The following is a 13,131-nucleotide window of genomic DNA, read 5'->3' as shown; positions in this document are numbered from 1 at the left end:
CTCACTTCCGCGCCAGCGCGCAGACCCAGCCCAGCGAACGGCGTGGCTCCGAGACGAACCGGGCGTCCTGGAACCCGGCCTTGGTGAGCCGTTCCACCAGGTCGTCCCCGGAGAGGATGTGCAGCCCCGCCCGCTGCGAGCGTTCCGTGAAGCGCCGCCCGAAGAACCGCTGGGTGAGTGACGGATCGGCGGCGGCCTCCCGGCTCATCTCCAGCGTGATGGCCACCTGACCGCCCGGCTTGAGCACCCGGTACGCCTCGGCGAGACCGCCCAGCGGATCCGGCCAGAAGTAGAAGGTCTCGATCGCGCAGACCTGGTCGAACGACGAGTCCGCATACGGCAGTTGGGAGCAGTCCCCGTGCCGGACCTCGACCCTCCCGCGCGCGATGGCCGGCAGATTCCGCCGTGCCGCCTGCTCGACCATCTCCATCGAGTAGTCCACCCCGGCGACGAACCCCTGAGCGGCCCGCCGCGACAACAGCTTCACCGCCATGCCCCCACCGCAGCCGACGTCCAGCACGCGTTGCCGGCCGCGCACGTCCATGTGCTCGATCGTCCACTCGGTGAGACTCCGGTGCTGCACCGCCATCAGATTCCCGAAGAACCGCCCGGCGCGCCCGGACGGCCTGCGGAAGTTCTCCTCCATGAGCTCCAGCGGCCTTGCCAGCAGTGTGCCGATCATTGGTGTTCCTTTCCCGGTGAGCCCGGCGTCCGTGTGGTGCCGAGGGAATCGGTCGAGTGGTCTACGGCTGCTCACCCCCGCGGCCCGAGCGCCGGCCCCGCCGCGCGGCGGGCGGTGCGGTCCAGTGCGGCCAAGTAGCCCCGCAGGAGCGGCCGGGCCGGTCCCGACACCGGCAGGCGGGGTGCCCGGGAGCGGTGCCAGGGCAGGGGCTCGGGGGTGTCCGCGTCGCCTAGGAGGGCCGCGGCGAGGTAGGAGCCGTGGGCCACCGACATCGCGAGACCGTGCCCGTTGCAGCCGCCCGCGTACCAGACACCGGGCCGCCCCCGCACCGGCCCCACCACGGGCAGGCCGTCCGCCGTCACCCCGATCCCGCCCGCCCACCGGTGCGTGACCTCCACCCCGGCCAGCGCCGGGTGCAGCGCCCGCAGCCACTGCTCCAGCCGGTGGAAGGCGAAGACCCGCAGCACAGCTCGACGGCGGGGCCCGATCCCGTCCGGGCAGAGGGCGGTACCGCCCCCGACCACCAACCGTCCGTCCCCGGTGAGACGGAAGTACGGGGCCAGCGGCACCGCGTCGATCACCGCCAGGCCACCATGTCCGAGCAGCGCCCGCGCCTCGTGACCCAGCGGTTCGGTCGCCACCGCGTGTACCTCAAGCCCGAGCACCGTGCCCACCGGCAACCCGAGCCCGGCCACCCCGGCGTTCACCGCCAGCACGGACTTCGGCGCGCGCACGGTGCCGTGCGGGAAGAGCAGTTCGGGCTCCTGTCCGTCCCCGCCGCGCACCTCCCGCAGCGGGCTGCCGCCGTAGAGCCGTACTCCCTTGGCCACGCAGGCTCTCGCCAGGGCCGCCGTCAGCGCGGCCGGGTCGAGGGTGGCGGTGTGCCGGTGGAGCAGGCCCGCGTGGTACGGCACGTCGATGCGGCGTCGGATGTCGGCGGCGCAGAGGACGGGCACCTCCAGGTCCAGGGCGCGGTAGGCGGCGGCCTGCCGGGCCAGGGACGCGAGCCCGGTGCGGGAGCGGGCGGCGACGATCTGTTCCCCGTCCGCGCAGGGCACCCCGAGCCGGTCGCACAGCTCCACGACCCGTCGTACCGCCTCGACGCTGGCCCGGTGCATCCGGCGGGCGGCGGCGGGCCCGTGCCGGCGCACCGCCCGGTCGACCGGCGGCCCCACCCGCGGCCCCAGCAGCCCGGTGCCCCGCCCACTGGCCCCGGCCGCCGGCCGCCGCGCGTCCACCACCACGATGTCCAGGGAGGGTTGACGCTCCGCCAGGTGGTACGCCGTGGACAGTCCTACGAGCCCCGCGCCCACCACCGCGACATCGGCACCGATCCGGCCGCGCACGGTGGACGGCGGGTCCGTGCCGTCCGGGTCCCCGGACTCCCAGCAGGGCGTGCCCGGCGCGAACAGGGTCACCGGGGCGCCCCTTCCCCGGCCCCGGACAGCGACCCGAACCGCCGGTCGTGCCAGAGCAGGGGCCGGCCCGACGCCACCTGCACCGCGGCCACCCGGCCCACCACCGCGCTGTGGTCGCCGTAGCGGCGGATGTCCTCGACCAGGCAGACCGACCAGCCGAGCGCGTCGCCGAAGACGGGTGCGCCCAGGACCCGGCGGAGCGGGACCTCGCGGAACCGCTCCGCCGACGGGACGGCCGGATCCGCGAAGCGGGCGGCACGCGAGCTCTGGCTGTCCCGAAGCAAGTTGACCGCGAAGACGCCCTGGCCGCCGATCGCCGACAGGGTGTGGGAGCCGTTGCGCAGACAGGCGAGGAGGAGGGGCGGCCGGGCCGAGAGCGAGGTGAGGGAGGAGACGGTCATGCCGGTGGGGCCGGCCCCGCCCTGGGTGGTGATCACGGTGACACCGGAGGCGAGTTTCGCGTACAGGCGCAGGCAGTGTTCGGTGTCGGGGCCGGGTTCGTCCCGCAGCTGTTCGCCCGGGTCGAACGGCCGGGCCAGGGCCAGGTCAGCCATGCGCGGCGTCCGCGAGACCGGCCGGTGACACCGCGCCGAGCAGACCCTGGAGGATCTTCTCGATGTTGGTGCGTAACGTCGACTCGGCCACCGGGTCGAGGATCTCGGCCAGCGTGGGGATCCCCAGGTCGAACGAGGCCCGGAAGGTGACGGTGGTGCCGTCCCGGTGCGCCTCGCAGGCCCAACTCCCCTCGAAGGTCTCGAAGTCACCGCTGAGCTGCTCGAACGCGATGGAGAGCGTGGCCGGCGAGAAGGTGTCGCGTTCCGTCCAGCGCATCAGCCCGTTCCGGAAGGAGACGGTCCACGCGGAGACCACGGAACCGTCGGGACGCGGCGGCTGCACCTCCACCGCCCGTACCGTCGTGGTGAGTTCGGGGTACCGGCTGAAGTCGCTGATCCTCCGGTAGGCGTACTCGGGCTCGATGCCCTGAGCCGTCATCCGGACTGTCACATGGCGCATGGTCTACGTCCTCACTGGCGTGGGGGGGGCTGTGGTGCTGATGTCGTGACGGTCAGGCGAGGCGGGCGTGCACGGCCCGCAGGGCATCGGCGAAGGCGTCCAGGAAGAGCCGGACCTCGTCGGCGTCGGCGATCGCCGGGGGCGTCAGCCGGAGCACGCGGGTGGAGTTGAGCGAGTGGTTGACCAGGACGCCGCGGCTCACCAGCTCCAGCAGCGTCTCGCCGACGGCCTGTGCCTGGGCGAACTCGACCCCGATCAGCAGTCCCCTCCCTCGGACCTCGCGCACCAGGCGTTCCCGGTAGGGGGCGCAGATCTCCTCGACTCCCGCGAGCAACTGCCGCCCGAGCGCGGCGGCCCGGCCCACGATGTCCTCGCGGTCGATCGTCTCCACCGCCGCCAGCGCCGCGGCACAGGCGATCGGCGAGGCGCCGAAGGTGGAGGTGTGGAGGTAGGGGTCGCGCGAGAACGGTCCGTAGGCGTCCTCGGTCGCCACCATCGCGGCCACCGGCACGACCCCGCCGCTCAGCCCCTTCCCCACGAGGAGGACATCGGGCACCACCCCCTCGGCATCAACGCCCCACCAACTACCCAGCCGGCCCAGCCCGGTCTGCACCTCGTCCACGATCAGGAAGGCGCCGTACGTACGACACAGCCCCGCCGCCTCCGCGAGATACCCGGGCGGCGGAATACGCACCCCGCCCTCCCCCTGCACCGGTTCGAGGATCACGCAGGCCCGGTCGCGACGCTCACGGAGTGCCGCCTCCAGCTCGGCCAGGTCCCCGTGGGCGACCTGCGCGGTGTCCGGCAGCAGTGGCTCGAAGGGCTGCTGGTAAAGGGAGTTGGCGGTGACGCTCAGCGCCCCGAGGGTCTTGCCGTGGTAGCCGGACACGGTGGTCACCAGCGCGTTGCGGCCATGGGCGCGTGCCAGCTTCAGCCCCGCTTCGGTCGCCTCGGCACCGGAGTTGACGAAGTGGACGTGATCGAGCCCCGCCGGGGTCCGGGCGGCCAGCCCGGCAGCGGCCCGCGCGGCAACGGGCTCCAGAAACACCCGGGTCGCCAACGGATGCGCGTCCAACTGCCGCCGCACCGCGTCGAGTACGGCCGGATGCCGATGCCCCAGGATGAAGACGCCGTAGCCCCCGAAGTCCAGGTACCGACGCCCGTCGTCGGTATGCACCCAGGCACCCTCGGAGTACACCTCGGCCATCCCACCGAGCACGGTGCCCATGACCGCGCGGCCGGTGCCGAGGTGACGGCGGTAGAGCTCGGCGGTGTCGGGGGGTGGGGCTGTCGCCTCTAAGGGGGCGGGAGCGGCCACGTCTACGGCATCTCCGGCTTCTACGGTTTCTACGGCGGTCATGACGCCAGCTCCGCCGGGGTCTGGGCGGGCGGGGTCTGGGCCGGCCGGGGCCGCCGTAGGCCTCCTCGGCCGGTGGCCCAGCACTCCACGTTGCGGGCCAGTGCCGAGCGGATCGCGGCGCGGGTGGGGGCCGTGCCGCAGTGCGGTGTGCCCAGGTCGGAGGCGAAGGGGAGCTCCCGCTGGAAGACCAGCAGCAGTTCGGCGTAGTCCTGGAGCCGGCGTCGTACCAGCGCGGGGAAGGACGGACCTTCCAGGAGCGGCAGCAGCAGCCGGTGCACCGCTTCCACGGGGATCAGCCGCGGCGGGTGCGGGTGTTCACCGTGCTGCCCGGCGAACTCCAGGCAGATGTCGACGACCTCCCGCTGCAGGATGGCCTCGCGCCCTGCGGTCAGCCAGTACTCGCCCTGCGCGACCCCGGATCTGACCAGGTCGCCCACCGCACGGGCCACCACGTCCTGCGGCACCATGTCGATCCGCGTCCCGGGCGAGCCCGGAAGCACCGGGACCTGGCCCTTGACGATCCCTCCCAGCGCCCGGGTCAGACCCTGCACGCGGGCGATCCGGCCGGTGGACGAGTCGCCCATGACCAGGGACGGCCGCAGGATGACCCCGGGCACCTCGGCCGACCGTACGGCCTCCTCGGCCGCCGTCTTGGAGGCGAGGTACGCGGCCGCCCCGGGAAAACGCTCCCGTTCCTCGGCCGCGAGCGGGTTCGCCACGAAGGCGGTGCTCATGTAGAAGAAGGGCGCGTCGGCGCGGGCCGCGAGGTCCAGCATCGAGCGCGTGCCGTCCAGGTTGGTGCGCCAGATGTCGGCCGGGTCCAGCCGCCAGTTGGTGGCCGCGGCGGAGTGTACGACCACGTCCAACTCGGCGGCGAGGTCCAGCCGTTGGGCGGCGGAGAGCCCCAGGCCGGGGGCGCACAGGTCCGCCGTCACCTCCCGTACCCGGGGGTCGTCCAGGGGTGCCCGGTGCCGCAGGCAGATCAGGTCGTAGTCGTCGCAGAGCTCGTCGATCAGGGCTTGGCCGAGTACGCCCGCGGCGCCGGTGAGCAGCAGGGTCGGGCGTGGGTTCCGAGGGCGGGGGCGGGACGGACCGGTGGGTTCTGGCGGCATGGTTCGGAAACTCCCATCGGGTGGGGGGTGTCGGGGTGGAGTGGGGGCGGGTGGGACGCGGTTCGGGTGGACGCGGGGAATCGCGCCCGGGGTCGGTGTCGGCGTTGTGCCCGAGGTCGGAGTCGGGACCGGATCAGGCGACGGTGAGCGGCCCGTCGGCCAGGTGGGCCGCCAGCGGGCCGGTCATCCTGGACCGGGCGGGCGGGTGCAGGGAGAGCCCGTTGGCACAGGCGGCGAGGTGTCCGACCTCGTCCGAGCTCATGAAGTTGAGGCCGCCGAGCAGTTCCACCGCCCGGGGGACGATGCGGGCCAGGGCGTCCTGGACGGAGTACCGCACATACAGCGAGTCGGCGAGCGTCGACTCGTCCGGGCAGCCCTCGTCGAGCCGGCGGGCGACACCTTCCGCCGCGGCCATCGCACCCTCGGCCTCCACCAGCAGCCGGACCCGCTCGGACTCCGGCACCCGCTCGTTGCGCAGCACCCGTTCCACCAGCGCACTGGCGACCCCGAGATAACTCCCCGTCATCAGCAGCTCGAACCAGACAAGGCCCGCGGTCTGCAGTTCGTCCAGCCGCCCGTCCGAGCCAGAGGTGCGCAGCAACAGTTCCGACGGTACGAGCACGTCGGTGAGGGTGACCTGATCGCTCTCCGCCCCCGACAGGAAAGTGCTGGTCCAGAAACCGCTGACGCTCACGCCCTCGCTCTCGGCGGGCACCAACGCCACCGCGAGCTCGTCGCGCGCCCCGTGCTCACCGGGTACCAGGACGCTGGCGGTGAGCAGATCCATGGACCGGGCGAGGCTGCACGGACGCTTCACCCCGCTGATCCGCACCCCGTCGGGTCCCACCGTGGCGGTCATCGACGGCGAGAGGATGCCGGCGCCCGGCCGCCCCTCGGCGAACCCGGAGGCCACCAGACGATTCCCCGAGGCCACTCCCTCGACGAGCATCCACTCCAGTCCCTCGCCCTCGGTGACCAGGCCGACCAGGGTGGCCATGGAGAAGTGGTGCATGGTGGTAGCCACGGCCAGGGACGGCGACCTGCTGCCCAGCGCACGCTGCACCCGCAGGGCGTCCAGCGCGGTGGCCCCCTTCCCCTTGCAGGACACCGGCACCAGCAGACCGGGCCCCCCGCTGTCCCGGAAGAGCCCGATACCCGGGCTGCGCGGACTCTCCAACTCCATGAGCGGCACCGCCCGCAGACTCTCGTCGAGCCCCGGCAGCATTTTCGTCAGTACGGCGCGTTCGCGCTCCAGAAACCTCATGTGCTCCCCTGCTCCGGGACGACCCGGTCGCGCTGAACCCCGTCCGGGGGACGGGGATGACGGGTGGCGGGAATTACGGGTGGCGGAAAGGTGGGTGGTGGGTGGTGGGTGGTGGGAATTACGGGTGGCGGGACTGGTCGGACGGGCTGGACCGGCTGGACGGATCGGACGGCGGGACGGTCGGGTTGGCGGAACGGTCGGGTTGGCGGAACGGTCGGGGTAGCGGAACGGTCGGGGTAGCGGAACGGTCGGGTTGGCGGAACGGTCGGGGTAGCGGAACGGTCGGGGTAGCGAGACGGTCGGGGTAGCGGGACCGGCCGGACCGATCCAACGCGCGGGACCGATCGGACGGACTGGGCCTGCGGAACTGGTCGGGCGGCAGGACGGTCGGGGTGGGGGACGGACCGGACAGGCAGGACCGGCGGAACTGCCGGAACTGGTCGAACAGTCGGGATCGGCAGGGCTGGTCGGACGGCAGGGCGGTCAGGGTGGCGGGACGGACCGGACAGATGGGACCGGCGGAACCGATCCAACGCGCGGGACCGATCGGACGGACTGGACCTGCGGAACTGGACGGACGGCAGGACGGTCGGAGTGGGGGACGGACCGGACAGGTAGGACCGGCGGGACCTGTCCGACCCGCCGAAGCGGTCGAACAGGCGGGACCGGCAGGACTGGTCGGGCGGCGGGGCAGTCGGGACGGCGGGGCCGATCGGACAGGCGGCGCCGGCGGAACTGGCGGTACTGACAGAACCGATCCCCGAGTCCCTACAGCGCCCGCGTGGCCCGCAGCAGCTGCCACACCGCCGCAAGACCGGGCCGCCCCTGGAAGGCGATGTACTCGGGCAGCACCACATGAGGCGCCCACTTCCGCTTGTACTCGAGCTGCGCGGCGGCCGGGTAGATCCGCTCGCCGTGCTGGGCGAGCAACCGCACGCAGCGCGTGAACGTCCGGCTCGCACACGGCAGTTCGTGCTCGTCGGCAAGACCGGTGAAGGGCGTGAAACCGAAGTGCAGCCAGCCCGCGCCGTCGGCCGACATCCGCTCCATCGCGGTCGCGTTCAGCGCCTCCATCACCCCGGGCGGAGCGTCCGGAGAACGCCGGCTGAGGTCATGGAGCCAGCCCGGCCGGCTCCCGAAGACCGGCGAGTAACTGATGTACCCGACGGCCACCCCGCCGATCCGCCCCACGAACAACCGCCGGTGCCGCTGAGCCAGCCCGGTCCGCTCGCCCACCAGGAACCGGAGTTCCTTCGCACCGCCCTTGCCCCGCAACCAGGCCCGGTCGATCAGATCCAGCTCGTTCCGCACCTCGTCGTCGGCCGCGGTGGGGGCCTCGACCACCTCGAGACCGGCTCGACGGGCCCTGGATATCTTGTTCCGCAGCCGTACGAAGGCCGACCCGCGCAGCGTGAACCGGCCCAGGTCGACCGCGTACGACGCCCCGAGCTGATTCACCGTGAACCCGTGCGCCCCGTACAACTCGGCGTCCGCCCGCTGCAGTTGTACGGCCACCAGCCGCCGCGGCCGGGCCTGCGCCGCGAAGGCGTCCAGCAGCCCCGCGCGCTGTTCCTCCGCCGCGAAGGGCCCCGCGAACTGCAGCAGGTGACGCCCCGACCGGCGATAGACGCAGGTGCCGTCGAACCGCGGATCCCGGAAGTATTCATTGCCCTGATTGAGGGCAAGAAAAGAACTCGGATTGTCACTGTGCCGGACCAGGGTCTCAAAGACGGACGGCATCAGCACCCCTTCGGAAGTCACCGGAATCCCTTCCGGCCGAATTCGAATACGCCCGCTCGAATTCGAGGTACGCCGGATGCGGATCCGGCTCGAAAAGCACCCCGAACGGCTTGAGCGAATTCCCGAACAGGGCACGGTCCCCCAGCAGATGCAGGGGAAGAGCGAGCAGCGCCCACTCCGGCTTCACCAGCACCGCCCACACCCCGGCCACGACACCCGCGGTCACCAGGCTGTGCATGGTGTTGTACGCCACGAAGTACCAGCGCGAGATACACCCGCCCCCACTCCTCCGGAAGGCCAGGGCGCCGGGAAGATAACCGATGACATCAATGACGACGAAGAGAGCGATGAACACCCCCCACCGAATCCCCGAAAAATGCCAAACGGCAATCACGGCACACACGACCAGACCACCCATCCATTCCATGCGCAACAGCAGGAAGGTGGTTCTCGTCTCGAATCTGTTTTTTGCGTCCATGTACCCTCCGCCCTTCACCCTTGTTTACGGGGGAAGCGACGGAAACCCTCACAGGAAAACAAATACAGAATTAATAACTCTTACGATAAACCCACGAACAGGTCCACTACATGAACCCTCGCCCGGCCTTCTGGCCGGAGACCGGACGGTTCGGGTGATCGCGGGCCCTGCCCGGGAGGAGAGCAGGGCCCGGCGTTGTACGGGGAAAATCCAGGGGAGCGGACGGCCGCGCGCTGCTACGGTCGGGCGCCATGAGCTGGCTTCCCGATGACTTCGTCCACCCCGTCCGAGTACCGCTGCCGGACGGTGGTCATCACCTGCGGCCGATCCGGGAGGTGGACACCCCGCTCGACTATCCGGCCGTGATGGGTTCACGCGAGCGGCTGTGGACCATCTTCGGCCCGGCCTGGGGCTGGCCCGCGGCCACCATGACCTACGAGGCCGACCAGGCCGACCTGCTGCGGCACGAGAAGGAGATCGCCGCCCACCAGTCCTTCAACTACGCGCTGTTGGACACGGCGGAGACAGCTCTGCTCGGCTGTGTCTACATCGACCCACCGGAGAGGGCCGGCGCCGACGGCGAGATCTCCTGGTGGGTGGTGGACGAGCTGGTGGGCAGCAAGGTCGAGCAGGCCCTCGACGCGCTGGTGCCGCAATGGATCGCCGCGGACTGGCCGTTCGAGCAGCCGCGCTTCCTCGGCCGCGAGATCTCCTGGTCGGACTGGCTCGCCCTGCCGCAGCATCCCGACACGTAAGTGGTTGTTGCCCGTACCGATCTCGAAGGCTGTGTCACTCACCGGTTCGGGACTGCGGCCGATGGCCCGGAACGTGTTCGGTGGTCCCCGTCGGACATGACGGACCCGGAGTGGGCGGCCGTGCGGCCGTTGTTGCCGGTACCCGCCTGGTTCCAGGGGCGGGGTAGCCGGCCCGAGGGCTCCTGTCACCGGCAGCCGCTGGACGCGATCCGCTACCTGGTCGCGGGCGGGATCCCGCGGCGGGCGATGCCCGCGGACTTCCCCGATTGGGGCCGGGTCTACGCCTCCTCTTCCGCCGGTGGCGCGAGCACAGGCTGATCGCCGAGTTCCACGACCGGCCGCGCGGGACGGTCCGTGAACGCGAGGGCCGCGAGGGCCGAGCCCACTACGGGGATCACCGTCGCGCAGTCGGTGCGGCCCGCCGCGACGGTGCCGGCCGCCTCACGCGGCTACGCCGGCGGGAAGAAGGTGCCGGGCCGCAAGCGGCACATCGTGACCGACACCCTCGGCCTGCTCCTGGCCGTCGCGGTCACGGCTGTGAACATCGGCGACCGGGACACCACGGCGGGCCCGCTGATGCGGCTGCGCCGTCTGCACCGCGCCATCACCCTCGTGCGGGCCGACGGCGGCTGCACCGGCGGCCTTGTCGGCCGGTGCCGGGACTACGAGACCCTGCCCGCCACCAGCGAGGCGATGATCCGCTGGCCGATGGTCACGCGGATGAGCGGGCGTCCGGTACGGCCTTTGGCCGTCGGCCGGCACTGAAGGCCCCCGACGCCTCCAGGCGCAACCACCCGCGCTCCGCCAGGCGCCGGGGCCTCGACCGCAGCCCCTCGACCTTCGCCGGCCTCGCGTCAAGGCCCAGCGCCGCCGCACCTGTAGCAACGCCCCGGGGCCCCGGCGTTCGGTGTGGGCTCGGGCGTCCGGCGGCGGTGTTGACGTATCCGACGAGCGTGAGCGCGGCGGCGACACGCGAGGGCCCTGCGGGGGAGAGCACGGAAACGAGGCCCCGGCGGACAGCGGACTCCACCGCATCCACGTGCTCCCCACGACGGGATCCAGCCGACAACGGCCGCCGCCGGAACGTCAGTTGGAGACCCGGCGTTCCCTCCAGACAAGAATCGTCTCGCCCACGAGCGCGAGGATCACCAGCACCGCACAGCACGCGAAACCCAGCAGCCCGGCCGCGACCACGTAGAGCGAACCGGGGTCCGTGCACGCCCAACTGGACGAGCAGTTGACGGTCCTCGGGTCCGCCCGCGGCCCCATCGCGAGCCCGCCGACGACGACGCAGAGCACGGAGACGACGACCGCGCCGGACAGCAGGACCCACCGGACCCACCGGGCGCCCCACCACGACAGGATCCATCCCACGACGATCACCACCGGCAGGATGAACACGTAACCGGGGACTAGGTCCACTGTGCATCTCTCCGCGACATCGAGGTGAGACCGGTCTGCCGTTGGGTGATGTGGTTGCCCATGTCGATCAACCCTACGGTGGGGTGCTTGACGGTCAGCAGGTCACCCGTCGGCTTCCGCGTCCTCACCTCCAGGCCGAGGTCGAGCCGGTCGCCGGACCTGAGCTTCACCCGCGTAAATGCGGCCAGGGAAGCGGAATGTCTACCGCAGAGCTCCCACCTGCGGAAACGCGGTTCTGGAAGGGGTCATCCCAGCGCGATCCCAGCACGGGGCTCCCTCCCGGCACCATGCGGGCCAGACGCCTCACTACTCACACCCTCACGCGCAGCCACCTCGGCCGCAGCCAGGGGACGAAATTCCAGCCCGCCCACCGAGCGCCTGGCCTTCTGCCAGCTCCAGCACTCGAGCGATGCGGTGCCGCCGCCCAGCAGAGCAAGGCGTCCATCACCAATCCGCTCTCTGCCAGGGCGAGCGCGTACGCCTGATCTCTCCGCCGAAGTGCACACTATTGCTGATCCGATGGCGGCATTGCGAACACTATTGATGTTCCATATGTTCGAAGCTACGGTGTGTGACGTCTTACGCCTGATCTTCCGGGGGCCCGTCTTGTCACCTGTACTGGCCGCGGGCGCCGCACCCGCCCCGTCCGCGATGCGCGCGGTATGGGGCTCGCCGCTGTACCGCGGGGCGACCGTAGCGCTGTTCCTGTCCGGGCTCGGGGCCTCGGCCGCCGCACCGCAGATCACCCTGTTCCTGGTCGATGACCTGCACGTCTCGCTGACCACGGCAGGCCTCTACTACCTCACGAGCATCACCGCCCCGGTCGCGGGATATATCGTCGGCGCCCGCTCGGACCGCACTGGAAGACGGCTCGGGCTGTTCCGGCTGTGCGCCGTGGCCGGGTTCCTCGGCTGGTGCGCCATGGCCTTGGCCGACCAGGTGTGGATGCCGTTCGTGATCAGTGCCGTGGTTCTGGCGTTCGCGGGCGGTGCCGGGTCGCAGCTGTTCGCCGCGGTCCACGACGACCTGCGGGCCACTGCCAGCCCGGTCGGGGACGGGGTCGTCTCGGTCGTACGCATGGCGCTGACGGCCGGATGGATCGTGGGCCCGGTCGCGGGCTCACTGCTGGCCACGGCGGCGGGCCCGCGTGCGATGCTCGTGGCCACCGGGCTGTGCACCCTGGCGCAGATCCTCCCGATGGGCCTCGCGGGCGCCCGCTCGGCCCCACCGGGCGAGCAGGCCGCAGACGCGTCCCGGGCGTCGGCCGGGCGGCGCGTCGGAGTGGGGGGCATGCTGCCCCTGCTCGCCTTCACCGGGCTGTACGTGCTCGTCTACGCGGGAGAGCCGATCAAGTACGGCTACCTCACGATCTACATGCACGACGACCTGCGCCTGCCGACGGCGGTCAGCGGCGCCGTCATCGGCATCCAGCCCTTGATCGAGCTGGTCCTGATGCCGGTGGCGGTGGTCGTCGCCCGCCGGACCGGGATGATGCGCCTGATGGTCCTCGGCGCCGCGTTCGGCGTCGGCGCGAACCTGTGCTTCGCGCTCACCGGCAGCGCGGCGGGCATGTTCGCCGGCCAGGTCCTCATGGGCGGGGTGTGGGGGGTGTTCGCCGGCCTGGGCATCATCGTCGCCCAGCGCCTGCTGCCCGAGGCCGTCGCGACCGCGTCGGCCGTCTTCATGAGCTCGACCGCGATCGCCAGCGCCCTGGGCGGACTGACCGGCAGCCTCGGCGTGGCCGTGCTGGGACTGCCGCACGTGTTCCTCGCACCGGCCCTGTACGGCCTGGTGGCGACGGCCGGCATCGCCGTCATGAGCCGGTCCCGGCACGCCGTGGGCTGACGTCACCGACGGGCACCTCGCGGTCGGCGACCCTGAGACAC

Annotated in this window: 15 protein-coding genes; 4 read left to right on the top strand and 11 right to left on the bottom strand. The window is 71.8% G+C overall.

The genetic code is table 11. The annotated features are described in order from the left end of the window. Position 1: 1 nt before the first annotated feature. The 9 genes from R2B38_RS27195 to R2B38_RS27155 all read right to left on the bottom strand — a co-directional run bounded on the left by R2B38_RS27195 (position 2) and on the right by R2B38_RS27155 (position 9,068). Positions 2 to 682, bottom strand: coding sequence for a class I SAM-dependent methyltransferase (locus tag R2B38_RS27195; protein ID WP_318018593.1), 681 nt, complete (start codon positions 680 to 682; stop codon positions 2 to 4). Positions 683 to 753: 71 nt separating this feature from the next. Next, positions 754 to 2,100: an FAD-binding oxidoreductase gene (locus R2B38_RS27190; RefSeq protein ID WP_318018592.1), complete on the bottom strand. Its 1,347-nt coding sequence runs from the start codon at positions 2,098 to 2,100 to the stop codon at positions 754 to 756. Next, positions 2,097 to 2,654 (bottom strand): flavin reductase family protein, encoded by a 558-nt coding sequence (locus R2B38_RS27185; RefSeq protein ID WP_318018591.1) that lies wholly within the window; start codon positions 2,652 to 2,654, stop codon positions 2,097 to 2,099. The genes R2B38_RS27190 and R2B38_RS27185 overlap by 4 nt, the downstream gene beginning before the upstream one ends. Next, positions 2,647 to 3,114, bottom strand: a complete 468-nt coding sequence (locus R2B38_RS27180) for a type II toxin-antitoxin system RatA family toxin (RefSeq protein WP_318018590.1) — start codon at positions 3,112 to 3,114, stop codon at positions 2,647 to 2,649. The genes R2B38_RS27185 and R2B38_RS27180 overlap by 8 nt, the downstream gene beginning before the upstream one ends. 52 nt (positions 3,115 to 3,166) lie before the next feature. Continuing rightward, on the bottom strand, positions 3,167 to 4,474 hold the full coding sequence (locus tag R2B38_RS27175; RefSeq protein ID WP_318018589.1) for an aspartate aminotransferase family protein: 1,308 nt from the start codon (positions 4,472 to 4,474) through the stop codon (positions 3,167 to 3,169). Then, a complete protein-coding gene (locus R2B38_RS27170) occupies positions 4,471 to 5,586 on the bottom strand; it encodes an SDR family oxidoreductase (RefSeq protein ID WP_318018588.1) in 1,116 nt (371 codons plus the stop codon). The genes R2B38_RS27175 and R2B38_RS27170 overlap by 4 nt, the downstream gene beginning before the upstream one ends. Before the next feature lie 133 nt (positions 5,587 to 5,719). Further along, complete coding sequence (locus R2B38_RS27165; RefSeq protein ID WP_318018587.1) at positions 5,720 to 6,850, bottom strand: acyl-CoA dehydrogenase family protein; 1,131 nt, start codon at positions 6,848 to 6,850, stop codon at positions 5,720 to 5,722. Between the two features lie 768 nt (positions 6,851 to 7,618). Continuing rightward, a complete protein-coding gene (locus R2B38_RS27160) occupies positions 7,619 to 8,590 on the bottom strand; it encodes a DUF2156 domain-containing protein (protein WP_318018586.1) in 972 nt (323 codons plus the stop codon). Continuing rightward, positions 8,574 to 9,068, bottom strand: coding sequence for a hypothetical protein (locus R2B38_RS27155; RefSeq protein WP_318018585.1), 495 nt, complete (start codon positions 9,066 to 9,068; stop codon positions 8,574 to 8,576). The genes R2B38_RS27160 and R2B38_RS27155 overlap by 17 nt, the downstream gene beginning before the upstream one ends. Positions 9,069 to 9,319: 251 nt before the next feature. Between R2B38_RS27155 and R2B38_RS27150 the strand changes: the two genes are divergently transcribed. The 3 genes from R2B38_RS27150 to R2B38_RS27140 all read left to right on the top strand — a co-directional run bounded on the left by R2B38_RS27150 (position 9,320) and on the right by R2B38_RS27140 (position 10,588). Continuing rightward, positions 9,320 to 9,823: an N-acetyltransferase gene (locus R2B38_RS27150; RefSeq protein ID WP_318018584.1), complete on the top strand. Its 504-nt coding sequence runs from the start codon at positions 9,320 to 9,322 to the stop codon at positions 9,821 to 9,823. A gap of 96 nt (positions 9,824 to 9,919) precedes the next feature. Continuing rightward, entirely contained in the window at positions 9,920 to 10,141 is a 222-nt protein-coding gene (locus tag R2B38_RS27145) for a transposase (protein ID WP_318018583.1), read from the top strand. A 36-nt stretch (positions 10,142 to 10,177) separates the two neighbouring features. After that, positions 10,178 to 10,588: a transposase gene (locus R2B38_RS27140; RefSeq protein WP_318018582.1), complete on the top strand. Its 411-nt coding sequence runs from the start codon at positions 10,178 to 10,180 to the stop codon at positions 10,586 to 10,588. 321 nt (positions 10,589 to 10,909) lie between these two features. On the opposite strand, the gene R2B38_RS27135 is transcribed toward R2B38_RS27140, so the two are convergent. Beyond that, positions 10,910 to 11,245, bottom strand: coding sequence for a hypothetical protein (locus R2B38_RS27135; RefSeq protein ID WP_318018581.1), 336 nt, complete (start codon positions 11,243 to 11,245; stop codon positions 10,910 to 10,912). Then, positions 11,236 to 11,415 (bottom strand): hypothetical protein, encoded by a 180-nt coding sequence (locus R2B38_RS27130; RefSeq protein ID WP_318018580.1) that lies wholly within the window; start codon positions 11,413 to 11,415, stop codon positions 11,236 to 11,238. Before R2B38_RS27130 ends, R2B38_RS27135 begins: the two co-directional genes overlap by 10 nt. A 436-nt stretch (positions 11,416 to 11,851) precedes the next feature. On the opposite strand from R2B38_RS27130, the gene R2B38_RS27125 reads away from it, so the two are divergent. After that, the gene (locus R2B38_RS27125; protein WP_318018579.1) at positions 11,852 to 13,090 is read left to right on the top strand and encodes an MFS transporter; all 1,239 of its coding nucleotides are present in this window, start codon (positions 11,852 to 11,854) and stop codon (positions 13,088 to 13,090) included. The last annotated feature ends 41 nt before the right edge of the window (positions 13,091 to 13,131 follow it).

Origin of the sequence: Streptomyces sp. N50 (assembly GCF_033335955.1) — a bacterium.
GTDB lineage: Bacteria > Actinomycetota > Actinomycetes > Streptomycetales > Streptomycetaceae > Streptomyces.
This window is presented reverse-complemented; position numbering and strand designations above follow the sequence as displayed.

Excerpts from the sequence above, each read along its gene's own strand:
- R2B38_RS27195 (WP_318018593.1), bottom strand. The coding sequence starts at position 682 with ATGATCGGCACACTGCTGGCAAGGCCGCTGGAGCTCATGGAGGAGAAC.
- R2B38_RS27185 (WP_318018591.1), bottom strand. The coding sequence starts at position 2,654 with ATGGCTGACCTGGCCCTGGCCCGGCCGTTCGACCCGGGCGAACAGCTG.
- R2B38_RS27180 (WP_318018590.1), bottom strand. The coding sequence starts at position 3,114 with ATGCGCCATGTGACAGTCCGGATGACGGCTCAGGGCATCGAGCCCGAG.
- R2B38_RS27175 (WP_318018589.1), bottom strand. The coding sequence starts at position 4,474 with ATGACCGCCGTAGAAACCGTAGAAGCCGGAGATGCCGTAGACGTGGCC.
- R2B38_RS27170 (WP_318018588.1), bottom strand. The coding sequence starts at position 5,586 with ATGCCGCCAGAACCCACCGGTCCGTCCCGCCCCCGCCCTCGGAACCCA.
- R2B38_RS27165 (WP_318018587.1), bottom strand. The coding sequence starts at position 6,850 with ATGAGGTTTCTGGAGCGCGAACGCGCCGTACTGACGAAAATGCTGCCG.
- R2B38_RS27160 (WP_318018586.1), bottom strand. The coding sequence starts at position 8,590 with ATGCCGTCCGTCTTTGAGACCCTGGTCCGGCACAGTGACAATCCGAGT.
- R2B38_RS27155 (WP_318018585.1), bottom strand. The coding sequence starts at position 9,068 with ATGGACGCAAAAAACAGATTCGAGACGAGAACCACCTTCCTGCTGTTG.
- R2B38_RS27150 (WP_318018584.1), top strand. The coding sequence starts at position 9,320 with ATGAGCTGGCTTCCCGATGACTTCGTCCACCCCGTCCGAGTACCGCTG.
- R2B38_RS27145 (WP_318018583.1), top strand. The coding sequence starts at position 9,920 with ATGACGGACCCGGAGTGGGCGGCCGTGCGGCCGTTGTTGCCGGTACCC.